The sequence below is a fragment of the Moraxella boevrei DSM 14165 genome (assembly GCF_000379845.1).
GTDB lineage: Bacteria > Pseudomonadota > Gammaproteobacteria > Pseudomonadales > Moraxellaceae > Faucicola > Faucicola boevrei.
Genome location: NZ_KB903812.1, coordinates 16405 through 38226 on the forward strand (window position 1 = coordinate 16405; position 21822 = coordinate 38226).

Sequence of the window (21822 nt, forward strand, 5' to 3'; positions counted from 1 at the left end):
AAAATTTTTTACCAAAACAAAATGTTATTTCTGACGATATTGTTAAGCTATGCCACGCCTAAACGGTTTAATAATCGTGATAAAAATCCTGTTTTATTCGCTTTTTGGATACCTTTATTAATTGAATTGTCAATAGGTTTTGCTTGGGTTTGCGTACTCGTTGCAGTAGTCATTGGTGTGTTAACACTTTGTAGTAAAACTTGATAATTAACCGCATTAGACATAATGAGTAACAACAACACTTGATTCACTTGAGAATTGGTCAAATGTGGAAATAATTTATTAAAATCCAATAAGGTACGTGGACGACCCAAACAGCTTGCAATCAAGGGTACAACGTAATTTGGTACAAATTTTACCCCTGCAAAATTCGGCATGAAAGTCGCTTGAATTTGTAAACGGTGGGAGTCAGCATAGCTAGTTCGCCGAACCTGCATCAGCTCCAAACCAATAAACCAAATGACTTGAGCAAGATTATATTGCTTAGCACCCGATGTCAAATGATTGGCAGTTTTTTGGCGAAAATGATTGGCATCTAAGGTTTGAAACGTCAAATTTTCTTCTTTTAAGCCAATACCGACTAAAAAACTATCGCTAATCCGCTCTAAATTATCGGTAATCACACTTTTATCAATCGGATTGACATACATATGATAGCCATTGACAGTTACCATGGCAAAATCTTTTAACGATTGCAATTTCTTAGCAAATGTAAATAATAGTCTATCAGCAATATCTGGAAAAATTGTTACTAATAACCCAAATACTTTTTCGACATCATCAACATTCACAGGCTCGTTATTTGGCGTAATTTGATTAATTGGGCTTGTTGGATTGGGCTGATTTTCTAAATTAGCGTGAGATATTGCAGGCTGAGCGGTAGTTCTTGGAGTGTCAGTTTTAAACACCTTGCCTATTTTTGTGCTAGCAAATGATTCGTTGATTAAGTCTTGTACCGCTTTATTTGAATTTTTTGGCAACGAATTGAGCAGATTGGCTTTGTTTTCCGCATTTAGATTATCAGCGACTGGCGTATCTGGCAGACTTTCCAACATACCCCTGATACATTCCGTCATCTGTTGACGGGTATAAGGTACGGTCAAAAATTTATACTTAGCAAAAGTGACAGGAATGGTTTCATTTTGACGAGCAACAAACAAAATCGGCTTACCATTAGTGTAAATTTCTAAATTTTTCGCCTGTTTACTATAGGCTAAATCCAGTCCTGTTCCTTCAAAATCAACGACAAAAATATCACTTTGTTGCTGTTCATCACTCAAGATTGGCAACTCAAGCACATTCTGCCCCAAATTACGCACAAGAGAATTCACCTGAATATTTTTGAACGTCATTTCCAAAAAAATTTGAATCACATTGGCATTGGTTTCGGTAAATCCAACTAATAATAAACTTGGCGTATTTGGCATTATTGTCCCCATTTATAATCAAATCAGCATATTTTTTAATTCTCAAGTTAAAAAATTATGCCATTGGCGTGTCGGTTGTTAAATCGAGCTCGCCATCTTCATTATCACCATCATTAGTTTGGTGCGTTTGGTACATTTTTTCTTCAAAAGCATGACGGGTTTGTGTCCAATTTTCGCTAAATTGCCATTTGTTTTTGGATAATTCCCACCATACAATGGTAAACGCTAAGCGGTCATCAGTTGTTAAGCAGTGTTTAAAAAACTCTTCTTCAATTTCACGAATTTCTTCACCAACTTCTTCAGGATCATCTTCATAATCTTCTAAGGCATCGAGCAATGCCGAGATGGTAATCTGTGCCACGGAACGTGAGTCATCAGGCGATACCAACATTTGATTTTCAAACACCGACATAGACGGCGAAACCAGCACACTCCAACGTGTGGCAAGGCTACTGCTTTCCAAAATATATTTTTTATTGTAAATACACGTCTCAAAACCTTCCATCACTTTTGGATTCAGTTTTTCTTTGACTTGAGATAACATCCGTTCACCAAAATAGGGGACATCATACCAACAACCAAAAAACATATCCGCCAGTGCTCCTTGTAAAGGCTCTTTTTCATCTAGTTCCATTGCCGTCATCACACGACTAGTATGCAAGTCCATATTCATTGGTTGGGTCATGACTTGTCGGCTATAAAGACGGTAATTCAACCAGTGCTTGTTGTGTTTTTTACGGCTATGTGATGACAATGAGTACATACAAATTCCTTGTGACTAATACTTTATTGTAACTAACAAAAGTAACTCGCAAAAAATTAACGATTGTTAAATAATAAGTATTATTTTATCATAATTTTGGTGTTGACTAAAAAAATTTTATCATAAAAAAAGCGTCATTCATGCTTTATAAATGACGCTTTAACGGATTTTTTTATTGGCAATGAATGATTAGCTTAATCTAACAAGGTATCCATCAAATCAATCATAAATTCGCCTTCTTCTTCTGTCATTGGCTCAAAACCGTTATTAATACCCAGTTCTGCTAATACTTCTTGACCGTCGTTGTCATCGGTCAGGCTCATCAAGGCCTGCAAGGCTTCTTGATTACCTGCCATTTTGTCATTGATAAGCACCACATGGGTAATATCGCTCAAGTCACTTTCAATCAAGATATGTAGCTGTGACAACGTCAAACGTGATAAGCCATGATACACTTCTGATAAGAAAAAGCCGACATCAGCATTACCTTTGATAACTTCACGTGCTGCTGCTTGGTAGTTTTCGGTAATATTCCACTCAATATCGCTTTCTGCCAAATCCACCGCTTCAAGCAAGCGTAAACCGATTAATTTTACATCACGGTTATCCGCCATGGCAACTTTACAGCCTTTTTTTAGCTCATCAAGTTGTTTAAATGTGCCTTCTGCTTTCGTCGCAATTACCATTTCATCGGCTTTGCCTTTTGGACGAGCGACCGCACGGTAGCCTTTTTCACGAATTAATGTCGTTGCATCAAAGGGATTAGCATAGATAATATCTACATCGCCTTTGGCAATCATATCTATTTGTTCTTGATGACTGGCAGGGGTCAATAGACGTAGATGTAAGCCTGTACGTTTTTGGAGCAACGTATTTAGCATATGCCAGCCTGCAAAACGCTCTGGCGAGAAATCTGGGGCAATCAGTAAATTAAATTTCATGCTTGCTCCTCCTGTAGCATTTTGGCGTATAATTGTTCAGTTTCGGCAATTTTACTACGAGAAGGCTTACGGCGAACTGACGTATAACCCACCGTTTCGCCACGGCGTACGTTTGGCACAGCGGTGGCATATACCCAGTAGTAGCTACCATCTTTGCATAGATTTTTCACATAACCATGCCATTTTTTGCCCGCTTGAACCGTTTCCCACAAGTCTTTAAACGCCCCTTTTGGCATTTCTGGGTGACGCAAAATATGGTGTGGCTTGCCGATTAATTCATGACGTTCATAACCACTAATATCCACAAAGGCATCATTAGCATGGGTAATTACACCGTCTAAATCCACACGAGATACAATCAATTTTCCGTCAGGATATGGCAATTCGTTACTGGTTGCGTAGACGGTGCGTTCGCTACCGTCATTAAATTTTAAACGATATTCTTTGCTATCACCTGCAGGTTTTTGCATGTCTGGAAGTTCAATTACTGCCATTTTTATTCCTTCAATTAATTAGTATATTAAACTTAATAATTTTGTCACAAAATCTAATTTTTTAAAAATGATTACAAAAGAATTAGATTAATTTTGCCAAGGCTTCTGAGGCACGTTTAATATCTAGGAATACCAAACCTAATTTTGCATTTGGCTTAGTCAAAACGGTCAATACCGCTTCAGAACCTGATGATGACATAATGACGTAGCCTTTTTCACCTTGCACCATAACACGCTCAATCGTACCTCGTGCTAGTTCACGACCTGCACGGTCACCCAGCGATAGCAACGCTGCTGACATCGCACCAACACGGTCTTCGTCGATACCTACTGGCAATGCTGATGCAATCATCAAACCGTCAGTTGAAATCAAAGCAGATGCTTCTACATCTGATGATGAGCTATTTAAATCATTTAAAATTTGTTGGAACATTTCGGTACGCATGGCATCTATCCTTTGGTTTTGTCTAATTTTTATAACATTTTAATAGAGTATTTAGTCAAGTTTAATTTTTATTAAAATGTTATTTGGTTAAAAAGAAACCGTTATTAACGCCCTATTTTTATATATTCTAGTAAGTGGTTAATAATCGGCATATTTAAAAATATTTTTGTCATTATAACCGATTTTTTGTGATGTTTCACCAAAAAAACTAACAAAAAATTGCCTATTATCATTTATTTAACAACGTTTATCCAATTTTTTGTTGAGTTTATCATTAACGTACTACTTGTTGATGTAGTTCGGCTAAGCCATTTATCATGGCTTTTTGCAAAATTTCGGTCAGTTCATCACGGCTTTTACCAATAGGATTAATTGGTTCAAGGGGCAATACATAGGCTTTCGCGGGTCGATTATCTAGCACACGTTTGACACTTTGCAAAAAATTCATATCGCCAAAGTAAGGGATACTCTCATCTAACTGCCCTTTATCATTGACATAGGCAATCACAATCGGCTGAATATTCACACCTGTATCAATCGCAGATTGCAGTAACTTGCCATGAATTTTTTTAATCGCCTTACCGTCTGTGGTGGTGGCTTCAGGAAAAAATACCACAGGTGAACCTGCCTGCAAAAACCTGCCCATTTGCTCGCTCACGCTCCCTGTATCGCCCGAACCACGTTGAATAAATAAGGTGTTGCCCGTGCGTGCCAACCAACCGATTAACGGCCATTTAGCAATTTCGGCTTTGGATAAAAAAAAGGTCGGAATAATACTGCCAACCACAGGAATATCTAGCCACGAGATGTGATTGCTCGTCCATAATGCGTGATGTTGTGGAATTGGCTTGACTGCAATCACGTCCAAATGAATGGATTGGCAAAACTCTCGGCAAAAGTTTTGAATAGCTTGGATAATTTCTTGATTGGTGGTATTGGGTTGATGATTGACATCGTAGGCGACTTTACTCACTTTTGCCAAGGCGGTTAAGGCATTGCTCACACGTTTGGTGCGAGAGAGTTGGGTTTTTATCGCTGACGGTGTGTAGTTTTTTGGGTTAATCAACTGTTTAGATGAACTTAATACTAAACTTGTCATGACACTTTTGCTAGATTTTTTTTGATTTTGGTTGGTTTGGCTTGACATAGATAACCTTTTTTAGTTAACAACTGTTTTATTATAGCAATGTTTTGCCAAAAAATCATAAAAAACGCATGGCTATGTTTTAAATATTTGTTAATCTCTTACAGAAAAATTGTAATTTTGCCAATTATCACCATATAATACAGGTTCTAACTTAGTTTAAATTTTTAAAGGATACGTATTTGGAATATTTTGAGCGACATCAAGGCGGTGAAAATGCTATTTTGGTACATTTGACCTTAACCCATTTAACCGACCCTGACGATTTGGAAGAATTTCAACTTTTGGTTGAGTCCGCAGGGGCGAGCCAACAAGCGATTGTCACAGGTACTCGCAGTAAGCCTGATGCCAAATATTTTGTTGGCACGGGCAAAGCCGAAGAAATCGCCGATTTGGTAGAACAGCACGAGGCGGATATTGTCATTTTTAACCACAGTTTAACCCCATCCCAAGAGCGAAACCTGGAACGTTTGGTAAAATGTCGTGTGCTTGACCGTACAGGCTTAATTTTAGATATTTTTGCCCAACGTGCCAGAACTTATGAAGGTAAATTGCAAGTAGAACTAGCTCAACTCAATCACTTAGCAACTCGCTTGGTGCGTGGCTGGACGCATTTGGAGAGGCAAAAAGGTGGTATTGGCTTGCGTGGGCCGGGCGAAACCCAACTAGAAACCGACCGCCGTTTATTACAAGTACGCGTCAATCAGCTCAAAGCCAAGTTGGATAAAGTCAAACAAACTCGTGCCCAAGGACGTGCCAAACGCCAAAAATCCGACATTCCAACCATTTCACTCGTGGGTTACACCAACGCAGGGAAATCTACCTTATTTAACCATTTGGCAAATGAAAATATTTACGCTGCTAATCAGCTATTTGCCACATTAGACCCAACCTTACGCCGTGTTAAATGGGATGGACTTGGTTCGGTGATTTTGGTGGATACGGTAGGTTTTGTGCGTCATTTACCGCATGAATTGGTGGAAGCCTTTCACGCTACCTTAGAAGAAACCTTAGAAGCCGATTTGTTGCTCCACGTCATTGACAGCAGTCGGGAAGATATGCACGAACAAATAGATACGGTTAAAAGTGTCTTAAGCCAAATTGAAAATGATGTGCCTGTGTTAAATGTGTTTAACAAAATTGACCTCACAGGCGAACCACCGCATATCGGTTACGGTGATAGCGAGCAACCCAACCGTGTCTATGTCTCGGCAAAAGCAGGGCTTGGCATGGACAAACTTACCCTAGCCGTACAACAACTTATCGCAGGGAAACTGCAAGATTACCAACTCAAAATCACCCCAACTTTGGTAAATAGCGGACAATTGTTAAATAGTTTGCACGAATTAGGCGTTATCCAACAACTAACTTATGATGAACATGGCAATACGCTCGTGAACGTACATCTTGCTAATCATCGCTTACGCCAACTACTCGGACAATATCAAATCCGTGCCGATGACGTATTAACTGCCAATGATGTCGCACGCCTTATCCCACCGCTTGAGCCTTTTGAAATCGCCCAACAAGCCAAACGAAACCAACAAAATACCGAAACGCTTGACGATGAATTCGATTTAACCTATGACGATATTTTTAAATAATATAGCCATCATTTTTTACTATAATTTTTACAAGGCGTTGGTTATAATTGGTTGATATAGATAATTTTATAGTCATTTACCCAATTGATTTTATTCATTAATCGGTGGTTTTTGCAAACTAACTCATGCTACAACAACAAAATAAATACCAATTAACAAATCTAAATCAACAAAACCAAATTATTAAATACAAGTGATTATCATGCCAAATTTTGCCACCGTAAAACAACGCTTTTTGCCAATGCTTGCCACGTTATTGCTCGTGGTTATCGTGCGTGAAGGTTGTATGTGGCTAAGTGAACCGCTCGGTTTAGGCTCAGCAGGCAATATTATTGGCATGGTGGTAATGTTAGTTTTGTTGATGATTTGGCGATTTACCAAAGGTTTACCGACTTGGCTCACCGAATCTAGTAATATTTGGCTCAAAGATAGCGGTTTTGCCTTTTTACCGATTTCAGCAGGGGCAGGTTTGCTGATGTTTAATTTGGGCGATGAGTTTTGGCGAATGTTTGCGATTATGGCGATTAGCACGCTATTTCCGTTATGGGCGATTGGGCATTTAGCAGGGCGTTGGCTCAACGGTAGAACATTACGCAATCGTCAAATGCCAACCAAAACCCAACCCACATCACAAAAGCCACAAGGAGAAAACTAACCATGCCCGCCCTTGTGCTAAGCAGTTTAACCACCAATTTACCACCTGAATACCTAGAAAATATCAGCTCAGGCATGATGCTCGCCTGTGCGGTGATTTTGACGTTGGTCGCTCATGTTGGTTCTCGGCTGCTAAATGCCAAAATCAGAGTCATTCCTGCGATTATTTTTGCGATTTCTTTAACGCTGTTATTATTATTTTTATCAGGTTGGGGTTATCGGCATTATTATAACCTTGCCCAACCGTTGTTCAGTCACTTACTCGGCTATGTTACCGTAATGTTGGCGATTCCGTTGGCATCGCTGAATTTTGACGGTATCCCCTTAAAAAAACTCAGTAAAATCATTCTGCTAGCCACAACCACAGGGGCATTATTTCCCATGCTGTTAGCGACAGGCTTGAGCCTAAGCCATGAGACGATTATGGCGTTTTCATCACGTTCCGTCACCACCCCGATTGGGCTCAATATCGCAACCCTTGTCAATGCACCGCTCGCCATGGTAAATTTAATCATTGTGATTTCGGGCTTAATGGGGGCATTTGCAGGCAAATTTTTGCTCAAAGATGTCGCCGACGAACGTGCCAAAGGCTTGGCATTAGGTCTGGTCGCTCATGCATTCGGTACGGTCGAAGCTTGGCAAATCAGCCCACTGGCAGGACGTTATGCGGCGTTTGGCTTGGCGGTTAATGGCATTATCACCGCCATTTGGTTTCCGATTGTGTATTTGGCTTGGCAATCGGTTTAAACCACATAAATTTTCGTTTAAAATCAAAAATTTAAAAAAGTTTCCACAAAAACTGTGGATAACCTTGTGGATAACTTAAAAAGTTGACAAATTAGCCCTGTAACTATCGGCTTTTGGCTAAAATTGTACATTTTTTAACCAACTTCTAACCTTATTTTTTTGCTAAAAAAATCACACACTTAGCAAAATCAAGCAGTTTTTTTGATTTTTTTCAGATTTTTTTTACAGATTTTTGCCAAATTTGCATTTAAGGAAAATGTTACCGCCAGTTATCTGTTTTTTAACAAAATTTTCGCTATTTTTGCAAAATTATGCTATATTTAAGCAGTTCATATTTCTTTATTTGTCAGATTTTTTAAAAGGTTAATTCATGTTTGCAAAACAGACACGATTTTTACTTCAATTCATGCCGTGCTCTTTGTTGGTGGCATTGGGTGCGACAACCACCGCTTATTCCGCCAATATGTATGTGTTCAAAGACAGCAAAGGGCAAGTATTATTAACCAATGTGGTGAATAATGGTAAGCCAACAGGGGAAAATTTTTCTAAATTTACCCAAACTGTGAAAGTCACCTACTACCCCGACACCAACGTGCATAGCTATAGCAACTGGGGTAGCAACGAATACGCCGTGCCGGCTAGCGGTAGCAAAAACCGCAATGCCTATGATAGCCTAATCGTAGCCTCGGCATTGCGTCATGGTGTTGACCCTGCTTTGATGAAAGCGATGATGCACACCGAATCAGGCTTTAACCCAAATGCCCGCTCGCCCGTTGGGGCTCAAGGCTTAATGCAACTGATGCCAGCAACTGCCAGACGATTTGGCGTTGCCAATGCGTGGGACCCCGCCCAAAATATTGAAGGTGCTGCCAAATATATCAAGTATTTGACAGGACGTTTTAGTAATTTAGAACACGCCATTGCAGGTTATAATGCAGGTGAAGGCAACGTGTCAAAATACGGTGGTATTCCGCCATTTCGTGAAACACGAGACTACGTTAAACGGGTAATTAGCCGTTATCATAATTTGTATCGTAATGACCCAAATTTACAAGCTCGCCGATAATTTTTTCAGCATTTTTATTTAACAAATTTGATTGTTTGCCAAAAAAGCCAGTAAATTACTGGTTTTTTTGATTTTGGCGATTGATTTGCAAAATTTTTACGAAAAAATACAATTATCTGCAAAGTTTTACTTGTGGATTTGTCTTTTTTGCCTTATATTCTCGTTATTATCCAACATCTATTTTTAGGTATTTAGTTGTATAGGAAACAGTCATTATGTTAAGAATTGGTCTATTTTTGTTGACTAATATTGCGGTCATGGTGGTGTTTGGCATCGTCATGATGATTTTAAGCCAAGTATTCGGCATTCATATCGGCTCTCGTGGTAGCATGATGGGGCTGATGATGATGTGTTTTATGTACGGTATGATTGGCTCATTGGTGTCGTTGTTTTTGTCAAAATGGCTGGCAAAACGTTCCACAGGCACAAAAGTGATTGAAAATCCGAGTAATCCGATGGAAGTTTGGCTCGTGGAAACCGTACGCCGTCAAGCCGAAATGGTAAAAATTGATATGCCCGAAGTGGGGATTTTTGACAACCCATCGCCAAACGCATTTGCCACAGGTTCGAATAAAAACAAAGCCTTAGTAGCGGTGTCGACAGGGCTACTGCAAACCATGAACCAAGATGAAGTGGAAGCGGTACTCGCCCACGAAATTGGACATGTTGCCAACGGCGATATGGTAACGCTGGCGTTGGTGCAAGGCGTGATGAATGCGTTTGTGATGTTTTTTGCACGCATTATTGGTCAATTCGTGGATAGAGCGGTGTTTAAAAATGAACAAGGCTACGGTATGGGCTATTATCTGACCACTATGGTGTTGGATATCGTATTTGGCTTTGTGGCATCTGCGATCGTAATGTGGTTTTCTCGTTATCGTGAGTTTCGTGCTGACGAAATGGGGGCAAAGTTGGCAGGGCGTGATAAAATGATTTCGGCGTTAAATATGCTAAAACCTGCGAGTCAACGCCCTGATTATTTGCCTGAAGGCATGAAAGCCATGGCGATTAATGAAGGTCGTGCCGAAGGGTTTATTGCGAAATTGTTTGCAAGCCACCCAACCTTAGATGATAGGATTGCGAGTTTGCAAAAATTAAATGCTTGATTTTAGAAGAAAAAATAAAAAGTGCAGTCGTTAAATGGAATGCACTTTTTTTGAATGATATTTAAGAAAACACGACATTACGATAAAAATTTTCAATCGGTATAGTTAAACCAATGCTAAACAGTTCTAGCTTTTCACCTGCATTGACAACACAGTTTGATTTTGCTGATAAATGGTCGCTTGTAGCCAAATATTAGCTTGGATATAATGATTGACTTCAATAGATTTATCCATATCTTTCACATTGGCCGCCATACGAATAACGACAGGATTATCAAGGCTTTCACGCAAAATCACCACATCCAATAGCACAAACTCAATACCGTTAAATATTGTGTTTTGTTTCCCAACCACTTGCCCTTGACACCATGCTTCATCTTGTTGCCCAAGCGTATCACCGAACAAATACGCACACATATTACCCACGTTAATTTCAATCGGTTCAAGCGGTAAATCCGCAGGGTCAGGTTGCCATTTAGCAATTTGGGCTTCCAGATCCGCAGGGGCAACATTGTTGTTTTTTGCCAAAATATCGTTAAAGGCACGGTGATAACGGATGGCGTCAGGTTGATCAACTACAATCACTTCCGAACGGTTGCTTGGTTTCACATCATAGGCAAACGCCCCAAGATTAACTCGATAACGTTGATTTTTTTGGTAAAATTGCCCATTCATCGCATAAAATACGTCAAAAGCGTAAACAATCGTGCCGTCATCTAACTTTAGGCGTAAAATGGCTTCGGCTTGTTCCGCACAATGATACACACTTTCAATCACCGCCCACTGGGTGTACGGACTGTTCACACACGGATAGGCATTGACAAAACGGATCGGCTTACCCTGCTCATCCACGTTAATAATTTGATTCAAATGAATGGGCTGATTGCCTGACAACAGCATACAAGACTGCTTGTGTGCCTGTAGCGGCGTTGGCAAAGTCGCATTATCAATATGTTCAGCGAGCCATGTTGGTACATCTTGTGAAATCTGATTGGTAAAACACGCCCAATGGTCGGCATGACCAACGGCTTGTTCACAATTTAGTGAAATAATGTCTGGCGAATTGGTAATCATGGAAACAGCCCTGTGCTATCAATTATTAACATGGATTATAAATGGGGTCTGTTAAATTTTTTTCACCTATGAATGATGAATTTTTCACAAAAAATTGGATTTTTTGCTTATTTTTTTATAAATTTTTATCAAATTTGGCTAAAGGATCAATTTTTTTCGATAAAAGTTTCATTTTTCAAAAAATTTTGTGTATTTTCAACGAAAAACAATACCTTTTTGGGTTAAAATATGCCAAACTATCGCGTTTTTAATTGTATCAATTCATTGTAAAATTTTCTTGTAAAATTTGGAAGTAAGTAGTTTATGTTTCGTCCTTTAGCTTTATTTTTGGGCTTGCGTTATACCAGAGCCGAGCGGAGTAACCGTTTTATTTCGTTTATTTCGCTGATTTCAATGATTGGGCTGACGCTTGGGGTGGCGGTGCTGATTACCGTGTTGTCAGTGATGAATGGCTTTGACCGTGAACTCAAAAGCCGTATTTTGGGCATGGTGCCACAGGCGACGGTTACCGCAGGTGAGATTATTCCTGATTGGCAACAACTTGCCCACAAAATCAATGAAAATCCCAATGTAGAAGCAGTAGCTCCTTTTGTCCAGTTACAAGGTATGCTCACCGCTAACGCCCAAGTTGCAGGGATTATGGTAACAGGGATTGAGCCTGAGTACGAAAAAAATGTGTCCATCATTCATCAGCATATGTATGAAGGCAATATTGATAGCCTAAAAGCAGGGGCGTTTAACATCGTAATTGGGCGAGATATGGCACAGTCGCTAGATGTACGGTTGGGCGATAAGGTAACTTTGGTATTGCCTGAAGCCTCACCGTCGCCTGCAGGGGTTATTCCCCGTTTTAAGCGGTTTACCGTAAGCGGAATTTATGACATTAGCCCTGAAGTGAACGGCATTATGGCGTTTATTCCGATGAACGATGCAGGAACGTTGCTACGGCTACCAGATGGTGCTCAAGGCATTCGTATGAAACTTAATGACTTGTTCCTTGCCCCAAAACTTGCTCGTGAAGCAGCCAATCTCTCCCCTAGTCTATTGTTACCAAGCGATTGGACAACCACGCATGGCAATTTGTTTGGAGCAATCCAAATGGAAAAAGCCATGGTAGGGTTGTTGTTATTCTTAATTATTTTGGTAGCAGCGTTTAATATTGTCTCATCGCTTGTCATGCTGGTAACCGATAAAAAAGCCGATATTGCGATTTTAAAGACCTTTGGGGCATCACCAAAATTGATTACCCAAGTGTTTATGGTGCAAGGCTTATTTATTGGCGTGATTGGTACGATTTCAGGCACGATTTTGGGTGTGATTATGGCATTATCAGTAAGCCATGTGGTCGGCTGGGTAAATACAGTGTTTGGTTTACACTTGTTTGATGCGTATTTTGTCAATTATTTACCGTCAGAGTTGGAGTGGCAAGATGTGGCGATTATCGTATCGGCATCGTTGGTCATTAGCTTTTTGGCAACGATTTATCCTGCAAGACGAGCATCAAGTATTCAACCTGCTCAGACGTTGCGGTATGAATAAAGCTTGGTAAGTTGGTAAGTAGTGAAATAAAATTGAATATATATTTTTACAGTAGGTTAACCCATCTTTTTGGTCACAACCCACTATTAAAAAGATTAATATTTCGTCTAATTTGGTGGGTTACGCTATCGATAATCCACCCTACCAGACAACTTATAATTTTTACACTACAAAATTATGGTTAGATACAAATAAAAACAAAAAACCCAATCTAATAAGACTGGGTTTTGATAACTTTAAAAAGTTACAATCTTAACTGTTAAAATTAAGATGCACTTTCAACGCTTACATAACGGCGGCTAAATTTACCTTTTACCGCAAATTTTACCACACCGTCAGTCAAAGCGAATAAAGTATGGTCACGACCCATACCAACGCCTTCACCTGCGTGGAATTCTGTACCACGTTGACGAACGATAATGTTACCTGCGATAACTTGTTGACCGCCGAAAACTTTTACACCCAACATTTTTGGGTTAGAATCACGACCGTTACGAGTCGAACCTGCTGCTTTTTTATGTGCCATGAGTTAGCTCCTAAAATAGTTGATTAAGCGTTGATTGCTTTGATTTTTAACAAGGTGTACCATTGGCGATGACCTTGCTCTTTGTGGTAGTGTTTACGACGACGATGTTTTACGATACGTACTTTTTCACCACGACCATGCTCAACCACTTCTGCGTCAACACTTGCACCAGCAACTAACGGTTGACCAATTTTGATATTTGTACCGTCAACAACCATTAATACATCTTCAATTTTAATGGTTTCGCCTTTTTCAGCTTTTAGTAATTCAACTTTTAAAAGCTCATCTTTTGTTACACGGTGTTGTTTACCGCCACTTTTGATTACTGCATACATTTGGGTTGCTCCAAAAAAAACCCGTACACCGTGATTACCGACGGTAATGCTTTTAAACGGATACACAGGGAATGAATAGAATATAGGGGCGTAATTCTACTTGATTTTTGACGGTTTTGCAAGTGGTTTTAGCACTATTTTCTTTTAAGGTTTTGTGGTATAGTGATGCTTATTTTTGCTAAAAAATTGTTAAATTTTACCAATATTTATTGAGTTTTTAAGTATGTCAAGCCCAAACGTCGCAACCAATCCTGCTGATACCAATAGCAATCCGATCACTTATGCCCAAATTCAGTCCATTGTTGCCCATGATTTTGAGATTATGGATAAACAAGTGTTTGGTAGTTTAAACTCTAAAGTTCAGCTCGTCATGGCGGTTAGTCAGCACGTCATTGATGCAGGTGGCAAGCGGATGCGTCCGCTGATTTCGCTGTTGTGTTCTCGGATTTGTGAAGATAAGCAGTTTCAACCAGCCATGCACTTAGGGGCGATTACCGAAATGCTCCACACCGCAACGCTCGTGCATGATGATGTGATTGATAGCTCGGGTATGCGACGTGGCAAACCAACCGCCAATGCGACTTGGGACAATGCCACGGCAGTTTTGGTGGGTGATTATTTGATTGCTCGGGCATTTAATTTGTTGGTAGCGTTTGGTTCGTTACCCTTGTTAAAGCTGTTTTCCGATGGTACTTGTGATATTGCCGAAGGCGAAGTGTTGCAGTTACAACATCAGCACAATCCACAAGCTACCGAAGATGATTATATGAAAATCATTGATGGTAAAACGTCTCGTTTGTTTATGTTATCCAGTCAAGGCGTGGCGATTTTGCATAATCGTGCAGAATTTGACGAAGCCTTTGCCAAATTTGGGCAACATTTTGGTAATGCCTTTCAAATTATTGATGATGTGTTGGATTTTACAGGCGATAGCGACGTGTTGGGCAAAAATGTTGGCGATGATATTGCCGAAGGTAAACCGACTTTGCCGTTAATTAAAGCCTTAGAATTTACCAAAATTAACAACCCAAGCGATTATGAAACCTTACGAATTGCGATACAAACAGGCGAAGTGGCGGATAGCAAGCAGATTATTGCGATTGTTAAAGCCTCTGGTGCATTGGAATATTGCCGTGAAAAGGCGATACACGAAACCAATTTAGCAAAAGAAGCGGTGTTAAGTTTACCAAGTTCAGTGTATCGTCAAGGCTTATTGGATTTAATGCAGTTGGCAAGTCAGCGGTTATATTAGACTAAAAATTAAGTTTAGCTAACATTATTTTTTATCCAAATTCATCAGTTTACAAAAAAGCATACCTGTCATCACCGCATCATTTAAGGCATCGTGGGCGGGCAGTAGCGGTATATTGTACTCACTTATTAAGGTATTCAAATGCTTTTGCTCGGCAATCATATCGGGATTTCTCGTGCGTTTTTGACGGTAATTTTGCTCAATGATACTGACATCTAGACACGGATTGATGAGTTCCACGTTGAGATATTTTTTTACCTCGGCATTTAAAAACGCCTTATCCATGCCTGTACAAAACCCCACAATGGGGCGACTAGCAATGAGCGGTAAAAGTGCTTGCAACATCATTCGATAATCTAAGCCATTTTCTAAATCCATTGGGCGAAGTCCATGAATGACAATGCTGTCCGTGTTTGGCATGACAGGCGGACGGCAAATCATGGAAAGAGAAGCGGTCATATCAAGCGTGAACATTGAGTTATCTTTGACGATTTTTACCGCTCCGACGCTTAAGATTTTGTCTGTCTTAGGGTCGGTGCCCGTCATCTCGAAATCTAAGCAGACCCACTCATCTGACATGGTGTCATCAAACAAATAACGATAATTATCATCAGTTAACCGAGATAATGCCTTATCACGCAAATAATTAAATTTATAATTTTTATCAAATAACTTTTTAAAAAATTTCATCAATCTTACCTATTTATCATCAATGATTTTTGAGATTGTTTTTGAGCTTGGGCGTAAGCATTAGGCCGCTGCAATCAGTTTTTGAATTAAAATGATTTACCGACTCACCCCAAATACATCTAGCCGATAATGATGAATGATAAAACTTTTAAATTGTTTCACCACAATCAGACTTTCTTTTAACAAATCTCGCTCAAGGCTTGACAACGTATTTGGATTAACCTTACGGGCGGTTTTATCAGACGTGATGAGTGATACGGCTAGGCGTTTTGATAAGAAAAATTCTAGGGCTTCTAGGGTATTTTTAGCAAGTTTTTCATCTATTGCCCCTTTTTTGACAAGAGCGTTTAGCCGAGCTTTGGTGCTAGAATCTGTGATGCCGTATTCTAAGGCAAGCGTACGTGTGCCATGCACAATGGGGAAAATTCCTGCTTTTTTTAGGTCAATGTCGCTATCGCTTCCACCTGTGAATTTTTGCCAAAAACTGGCGGTATCGCTAATCTGAACGGTAGGCAAGGCAAACCGATTGATAAAATTACTGCCGTGAAAATCCTGATAAAAATCAAAGATACGTCGGTGCAATTCATCAAATAACGCCTTATCACCACAGATAAAATGAGCATCAAGCAGGGTGGCAAGATAAATCAGATTTTGGCTGTCAGGGGTTAAATACCAACTGCTAATCTGTGATTTAAAATCAGCTAAGGAGAGTTGCCACATCGCATTTTTCATCATGATATTACCATCACAAAACGGATAGCCAAAGTCATTTAGCACACGGTTAAAGGTGTCGGCATAGGCTTGTAAATGCTCTTTTTTAAGATAATTGTCAGAATTATTAAAGAAATTATCATGAATAATCAAGGCATTATCTTGGTCGGTACGCATAATCTGCTCGCCACGCCCCTCCGAACCCATGACAAAAACTGCCGTGTTATCAAAAACCACTTTGGGGACAATGAGTTTCCATGCTTTTTCAAAGACATAGCGGTTTAGGCTTTGCACCGCACGGGCAATCAGCCCCACTTTCATGCCTTGCTCATGCTGACGGCGGATATATTTACCAATCAAATTTACCGCTATCGCCAACTCATCAAGGCTAGTGGCATTATCAATGCGAGTCATTATCATCTGTGTATGATTGGTTAAAAAATTTAACAGCTCAGTCTGCCCAATCACGCCAATAATCTGCCCGTCATCATCAATAATGGGTAAGCGGTGGACTTTATTTTCTAGCATGGTAACTAGTGTTTCGCTCACGTCCTGCTCATGATGAATGGCTTTCACATTAAACAAACTGTAACAACCAACAGGCGTAGTCTTGAAATCCACACTGTCTGCCACTGCACGGCACACATCCGTCTGGGTACATATACCGATATGTTGGACGTAGATTTTATCTATTAATTTTCCAAGCATCTGATTATTATCGGTTTTTTTGACTAAAATGTGCTTGGCGTGGGCAGTATTCATGGCACAGGTAGCATCATACAGACTTGCCGTGTCGTCAATGATATTCGGCTCTCTGATATGCTCGTGCAAATCTTTAATGGCGATGGACAATAAGCTTTGGGTTTCAGAAAAGGCACGGCGGTCTTGGCTTGCCTGAGTACGTGCGGACAAATCGGCAAACAACAGCGATCCAAATTTGATATTATTTTTGGCAATCTCATCAACAACACCACCATCAAGCCGATATAACAAGGTCTGCTCGGAGGTAATAGCTTCGGTGGTTTTATTAAAAAACCAGTCGGATGCATTTAGCCCTGCGATGAGTTCACCGTTTTCAAAATGCTTGATTTTACCCTTAATAATGACAAAAAAATCATCTCGCCACTCGCTTGGCACGGTAGTATCTTTGTCTAAGTAGCTGATTTTACTGTGTTTTGCTAAGCGATTTCGTTCGCTGTCCGTCAGTACATCAAAAGGGGGATGATTGAGATAAAAAAGGGCGTTATTCATAGACTATCTTTGTTTTTGTCAACTAAACGCATTATACTAAGTTTTAACGGTCATAACGATCCATTTATGGCGTTCTATAGGGCGTGTTGAAGCTTTGTGACACCGAGCCTATCAAAGTGTTCGTTATCGCTCAACAAGCTCAACGAAAGAAAATCTTAATTTCATTGTTAGAACTTGTATTCACAATATCACGTTTTGAGTTTTTTTCATAAAGTTTATCAATAAAATTTTGCTTTTGCATGAATACAAGTTCTTAATTGATTGACTATAAACTTATGCCACCAGCTCATCATATTCTGGATTTTTGTTAATAAAATGAGCCACAAACGAACAGCTTGGCACGATTTTAACATTATTATCACGAGCATAATCTAAGGCAAAAGTCGCTAACGCCTTACCCACGCCACGACCTCCTAATTCATCTGGCACGATGGTATGATTGTAATCTAGCGTGTTATCATCTACTTTTTTATAACTTAAATAAGCGATCACACCGTCAATAACGGTTTCAAAACGTTGATTATCTGTTTTATGAATGATTTCCATAAATTTTCCTTACATTAACATAAAAAAATGCGTTTTGATGATAACGCATTTTTTTTGGTTGGAAAAGTGCTTTTTTGTTAATTGATTTAATGATTTAAAATCTTCGCCAAAAAGTCTTTAGCACGTTCCGATTTTGCCCCACTAAAAAATTCATCACGGCTACAGTTTTCAACAATATTGCCTTTATCCATAAAGATAATGCGGTTCGCCACCTGACGAGCAAAGCCCATCTCATGCGTCACACACATCATCGTCATGCCCTCTTTGGCAAGTTCAATCATCACATCAAGCACCTCTTGAATCATCTCAGGGTCAAGGGCACTCGTTGGCTCATCAAAGAGCATGGCAATCGGGTCCATGCTTAAGGCACGGGCGATTGCGACACGTTGCTGTTGTCCGCCTGAGAGTTCCGCTGGGTATTTTTTGGCGTGAGCGGATAAGCCGACACGGTCAAGGTAATACAAGCCCTTTTTTTGAGCTTCGTCTTCTTTACGTCCCAAGACTTTGATTTGAGCCAAGCTTAAGTTATCCACAATAGACAAATGTGGAAACAATTCAAAATGCTGAAATACCATACCCACACGGCTTCTGAGTTTTGGTAAGTCGGTGTTTTTGTCCCCCACCGAAATGCCGTCGACCAAAATTTCGCCTTTTTGGAACGCTTCTAGCCCGTTCACGGTTTTGATAAGCGTGGATTTACCAGAGCCTGACGGCCCGCACACCACCGTCACATCGCCTTTATGGACGTGAGCGGTGCAATCAGTCAAGACTTGAAAATCACCGTACCATTTGCTTATCTTATTGATATTTATCATCATTTCGTCACTTTCATGACCTGCATCTGACACCAGACCGCCAAATTCGTTAATCCACGTTTTGTCGTCAATTTGAGTTACAATTGCCATTTTTTTAAATCCTTATGAAGTTCTTAATTTTGCTTTTAAGCGGTTCACCAGCGTTGATAACGTAAAACTCACAACCCAATATACAAGACCTGCAAACAAAATATACTGCGTCAAAAAGCCCATTAAATCGCCACGTACATAACTGGCACGGAAAAAATCCACCAAGCCAATTGCAAACACCAACGTCGTATCTTGAAATAAAATAATCGATTGCTGCAGCAGTAATGGGAACATTTTACGAAATGCTTGCGGTAAAATCACATAACGCATGGTCTGATTGTAATTCATACCAAGGGCTTTGGCAGCGTTCACCTGTCCTTTGCCAATCGACTGAATACCCGCCCTTACAATCTCAGAAAAATACGCCGCTTCAAAGACCATAAAAGCAACCACGCACGACACAAACGCTGTGTCCATGGTCAAAAATTGCCCTGTAATAAGCTTGTATACCATCGGTACGGCAAAATAAAACCACATTAACACCAATAGTAACGGCACAGAACGGAAAAAATTGACGTATAATTTAGCAAAGGTTGAAATAATTTTGCTTCTTGACAATCTCATCAATGCCAAAATCGTTCCAAGCACCATACCACCAATAATTGCCAAAAACAGTACCTTTGCGGTCATAGCAAGTCCGCTCATCAAGGCTGGCATTGCTGTTTGTAATTCGGTAAAGTTCATGCCAAACCTCCGTCAATTTGCCCTTTAATACGTAATCTCTGTTCTAATTTGGTCATTAAAAAGATAATCAATAAATTAAACACCAAATAAATCAAGGTCGCAAAGGCATACACTTCGATGGTATTCTGGGTGTATTCACTGATGGTTTTCGTCTGAGAAATTAGCTCTGCTACGCCCACGAGTGATGCAACTGACGCATTTTTGTAGCAGTTGGTCATCTCTGAGCTTAGTGGGGGTAAAATTACCCGAAACGCTTGTGGCAGTAGTACATAACGATACACTTGCGAAGTTTTAAAACCTAGTGCATAACTTGCATTCGCCTGCCCTTTTGGCAAAGACTCAATGCCTGTACGCACCTGCTCAATAATCCGTGCAGCGGTAAACAATCCCAAGCCAATACTCGCTGATATAACCGCAGAGGTATTGGGATTTAAATCTTGTAGCCACCATTTTTGAATACTGTCGGGTAGCCACATTGGCATGACATAAAACCAAAAAAATAGCTGAATAAGTAGAGGTACATTACGAAAAAAACTCACATACGCCGTGCCAATAAAACGGGCGACTTTATTAACAGGATTTGTGTTCGGCAAGGTACGCATAATGCCCAAAACCGTGCCAATGATGAGTGCAATCAGCCAGCCTACTGTACCAATGACAAGTAGCCAGCCAAAGCCCTTCGCCAACCACTGCCAATAAACCTCACTACCCACGCCTGTGGGGTTTAAAAGTACACCCCAATCCCAAGTATAATTCATACTTTTTTCTCACTATTAAACCAACAAAAAAGACCAACGCTCATAAGTACTTGAACGTCAGTCCTTATATCGCCTTACGTCAATTATTTTGTACTTGACGCAGTGGCAGTTGCTGACGCAGGTGATGCTGTCGCAGTGGCTGTCGCATTTTGTGGTTCAGCTTTATCGTGTGGGCTTGCCAAAAGTGCCTTTAGATTATCACTCATTGGAAAATCCATATTGACATTTTTTGGTGGAATTGGGCTTGTAAACCACTTACTGTAAATACTGTTAATCTCCCCAGAGGCATAAGTCGCTTTTAGCGTATCATCAACTAAGGTCTTAAACGCAGTATCGCCTTTACGCATCATACAGCCATAGATTTCAAAAGACTGTGGCGTACCCACGATTTCCCATTTGGCGGGGTCTTTCGCTTTGGCTTTTTCACCTGCCAGTAGCACATCATCCATCATAAAGGCAGCGGCACGACCATTTTCAAGCATTAAGAAAGATTCACCGTGGTCTTTGGCAGAGACGATGTTAATACCCATTTTTTTGGCTTCGTTTTCTTGTTTGATAAAACGCTCTGACGTCGTGCCTGCAGTGGTTACCAAAGTTTTGCCTTTTAAATCCGCAAAATCTTTAATGCCAGAATCTTTTGCCACCAATAAACGTGTACCAATTTCAAAGAAACCAACCGAAAAATCCACTTGCTGTTGGCGTTCGGTGTTGTTGGTGGTTGAACCACATTCTAAATCCACCGTACCGTTTTGGATAAGTGGGATACGCGTTTGTGACGTGACAAGGTTGTAACGCACTTTTAAATCAGGCATATTGAGCTGTTTTTTAACCGCTTCAACGACTTTTAACTGTAAATCATGGGCATATCCCACAGGTTCGTTCGGCTTGTTAGCGATATAAGAAAATGGAATGGACGAGTCGCGGTGAGCTAACACAATCTCACCAGATTTTTTGATTTTGTCTAATGTACCTTCGGCTAGTGCAGTGGCGGGAGCTGGGCCAGATGCATTATTCGCTGTTTCTTGGGTTTTGTTACAAGCGGTTAATCCTGTAGCCAATCCAGCAATCGTGGCTAACACTAGGGCTTTTTTATTAAGTGATAAAACGTTGCTCATAAAATTTTTCCTTATCCTTTTTAATTGAACAAACAAAATATCACA

Annotated in this window: 23 protein-coding genes; 7 read left to right on the top strand and 16 right to left on the bottom strand. The window is 40.1% G+C overall.

Annotated elements, in window-relative coordinates; genetic code table 11:
• Nucleotides 1-47: 47 nt before the first annotated feature.
• The 6 genes from A3G3_RS0112345 to A3G3_RS0112370 form a co-directional block, all read right to left on the bottom strand.
• A complete protein-coding gene (locus A3G3_RS0112345; protein WP_019520834.1) occupies nucleotides 48-1427 on the bottom strand; it encodes a hypothetical protein in 1380 nt (459 codons plus the stop codon).
• A gap of 55 nt (nucleotides 1428-1482) precedes the next feature.
• The gene (locus tag A3G3_RS0112350) at nucleotides 1483-2190 is read right to left on the bottom strand and encodes a hypothetical protein (protein ID WP_019520835.1); all 708 of its coding nucleotides are present in this window, start codon (nucleotides 2188-2190) and stop codon (nucleotides 1483-1485) included.
• A 194-nt stretch (nucleotides 2191-2384) separates the two neighbouring features.
• Complete coding sequence (locus A3G3_RS0112355; RefSeq protein ID WP_019520836.1) at nucleotides 2385-3131, bottom strand: PhnD/SsuA/transferrin family substrate-binding protein; 747 nt, start codon at nucleotides 3129-3131, stop codon at nucleotides 2385-2387.
• Complete coding sequence (locus A3G3_RS0112360; protein ID WP_019520837.1) at nucleotides 3128-3625, bottom strand: PAS domain-containing protein; 498 nt, start codon at nucleotides 3623-3625, stop codon at nucleotides 3128-3130. The genes A3G3_RS0112355 and A3G3_RS0112360 overlap by 4 nt, the downstream gene beginning before the upstream one ends.
• A gap of 82 nt (nucleotides 3626-3707) precedes the next feature.
• Nucleotides 3708-4070 carry a roadblock/LC7 domain-containing protein gene (locus A3G3_RS0112365; RefSeq protein ID WP_019520838.1) on the bottom strand — a complete coding sequence of 121 codons (363 nt, stop codon included), beginning with the start codon at nucleotides 4068-4070 and terminating at the stop codon, nucleotides 3708-3710.
• A gap of 274 nt (nucleotides 4071-4344) precedes the next feature.
• Nucleotides 4345-5217 carry a lysophospholipid acyltransferase family protein gene (locus A3G3_RS0112370; protein WP_019520839.1) on the bottom strand — a complete coding sequence of 291 codons (873 nt, stop codon included), beginning with the start codon at nucleotides 5215-5217 and terminating at the stop codon, nucleotides 4345-4347.
• Between the two features lie 179 nt (nucleotides 5218-5396).
• On the opposite strand from A3G3_RS0112370, the gene hflX reads away from it, so the two are divergent.
• From hflX to htpX, 5 genes are all read left to right on the top strand, one after another.
• The gene (hflX, locus tag A3G3_RS0112375; protein ID WP_019520840.1) at nucleotides 5397-6818 is read left to right on the top strand and encodes a ribosome rescue GTPase HflX; all 1422 of its coding nucleotides are present in this window, start codon (nucleotides 5397-5399) and stop codon (nucleotides 6816-6818) included.
• Between the two features lie 202 nt (nucleotides 6819-7020).
• Nucleotides 7021-7473: a CidA/LrgA family protein gene (locus tag A3G3_RS0112380; RefSeq protein ID WP_019520841.1), complete on the top strand. Its 453-nt coding sequence runs from the start codon at nucleotides 7021-7023 to the stop codon at nucleotides 7471-7473.
• A 2-nt stretch (nucleotides 7474-7475) separates the two neighbouring features.
• The gene (locus A3G3_RS0112385; protein WP_019520842.1) at nucleotides 7476-8219 is read left to right on the top strand and encodes an LrgB family protein; all 744 of its coding nucleotides are present in this window, start codon (nucleotides 7476-7478) and stop codon (nucleotides 8217-8219) included.
• A gap of 370 nt (nucleotides 8220-8589) precedes the next feature.
• Complete coding sequence (locus A3G3_RS0112390) at nucleotides 8590-9285, top strand: lytic transglycosylase domain-containing protein (protein WP_019520843.1); 696 nt, start codon at nucleotides 8590-8592, stop codon at nucleotides 9283-9285.
• A 215-nt stretch (nucleotides 9286-9500) separates the two neighbouring features.
• Nucleotides 9501-10391 carry a protease HtpX gene (gene htpX, locus A3G3_RS0112400; RefSeq protein ID WP_019520845.1) on the top strand — a complete coding sequence of 297 codons (891 nt, stop codon included), beginning with the start codon at nucleotides 9501-9503 and terminating at the stop codon, nucleotides 10389-10391.
• Between the two features lie 126 nt (nucleotides 10392-10517).
• On the opposite strand, the gene A3G3_RS0112405 is transcribed toward htpX, so the two are convergent.
• A complete protein-coding gene (locus A3G3_RS0112405) occupies nucleotides 10518-11465 on the bottom strand; it encodes a hypothetical protein (RefSeq protein WP_019520846.1) in 948 nt (315 codons plus the stop codon).
• Nucleotides 11466-11768: 303 nt separating this feature from the next.
• Between A3G3_RS0112405 and A3G3_RS0112415 the strand changes: the two genes are divergently transcribed.
• A complete protein-coding gene (locus A3G3_RS0112415; protein ID WP_019520848.1) occupies nucleotides 11769-13004 on the top strand; it encodes a lipoprotein-releasing ABC transporter permease subunit in 1236 nt (411 codons plus the stop codon).
• Nucleotides 13005-13269: 265 nt separating this feature from the next.
• Here A3G3_RS0112415 and rpmA read toward each other — a convergent pair whose 3' ends face one another.
• Together rpmA and rplU are read right to left on the bottom strand one after the other, a co-directional pair.
• Complete coding sequence (rpmA, locus tag A3G3_RS0112420; protein ID WP_019520849.1) at nucleotides 13270-13530, bottom strand: 50S ribosomal protein L27; 261 nt, start codon at nucleotides 13528-13530, stop codon at nucleotides 13270-13272.
• A gap of 23 nt (nucleotides 13531-13553) precedes the next feature.
• On the bottom strand, nucleotides 13554-13865 hold the full coding sequence (gene rplU, locus A3G3_RS0112425) for a 50S ribosomal protein L21 (RefSeq protein WP_019520850.1): 312 nt from the start codon (nucleotides 13863-13865) through the stop codon (nucleotides 13554-13556).
• A 322-nt stretch (nucleotides 13866-14187) separates the two neighbouring features.
• On the opposite strand from rplU, the gene A3G3_RS0112430 reads away from it, so the two are divergent.
• Nucleotides 14188-15117: a polyprenyl synthetase family protein gene (locus A3G3_RS0112430; protein ID WP_394261872.1), complete on the top strand. Its 930-nt coding sequence runs from the start codon at nucleotides 14188-14190 to the stop codon at nucleotides 15115-15117.
• Nucleotides 15118-15141: 24 nt separating this feature from the next.
• Here A3G3_RS0112430 and A3G3_RS0112435 read toward each other — a convergent pair whose 3' ends face one another.
• The 7 genes from A3G3_RS0112435 to A3G3_RS0112470 all read right to left on the bottom strand — a co-directional run bounded on the left by A3G3_RS0112435 (nucleotide 15142) and on the right by A3G3_RS0112470 (nucleotide 21777).
• Entirely contained in the window at nucleotides 15142-15807 is a 666-nt protein-coding gene (locus A3G3_RS0112435) for a 3'-5' exonuclease (protein ID WP_019520852.1), read from the bottom strand.
• Nucleotides 15808-15903: 96 nt separating this feature from the next.
• Nucleotides 15904-17769 carry a DUF294 nucleotidyltransferase-like domain-containing protein gene (locus A3G3_RS0112440; RefSeq protein ID WP_019520853.1) on the bottom strand — a complete coding sequence of 622 codons (1866 nt, stop codon included), beginning with the start codon at nucleotides 17767-17769 and terminating at the stop codon, nucleotides 15904-15906.
• Nucleotides 17770-18042: 273 nt separating this feature from the next.
• Entirely contained in the window at nucleotides 18043-18315 is a 273-nt protein-coding gene (locus A3G3_RS0112450) for a GNAT family N-acetyltransferase (protein ID WP_019520855.1), read from the bottom strand.
• 86 nt (nucleotides 18316-18401) lie between these two features.
• Nucleotides 18402-19130 carry an amino acid ABC transporter ATP-binding protein gene (locus tag A3G3_RS0112455; protein WP_156802177.1) on the bottom strand — a complete coding sequence of 243 codons (729 nt, stop codon included), beginning with the start codon at nucleotides 19128-19130 and terminating at the stop codon, nucleotides 18402-18404.
• A 102-nt stretch (nucleotides 19131-19232) separates the two neighbouring features.
• Entirely contained in the window at nucleotides 19233-19904 is a 672-nt protein-coding gene (locus A3G3_RS0112460) for an amino acid ABC transporter permease (protein WP_019520857.1), read from the bottom strand.
• Entirely contained in the window at nucleotides 19901-20662 is a 762-nt protein-coding gene (locus tag A3G3_RS0112465) for an amino acid ABC transporter permease (RefSeq protein WP_019520858.1), read from the bottom strand. The genes A3G3_RS0112460 and A3G3_RS0112465 overlap by 4 nt, the downstream gene beginning before the upstream one ends.
• Nucleotides 20663-20745: 83 nt before the next feature.
• The gene (locus A3G3_RS0112470; RefSeq protein WP_019520859.1) at nucleotides 20746-21777 is read right to left on the bottom strand and encodes a glutamate/aspartate ABC transporter substrate-binding protein; all 1032 of its coding nucleotides are present in this window, start codon (nucleotides 21775-21777) and stop codon (nucleotides 20746-20748) included.
• Nucleotides 21778-21822 lie beyond the last annotated feature (45 nt).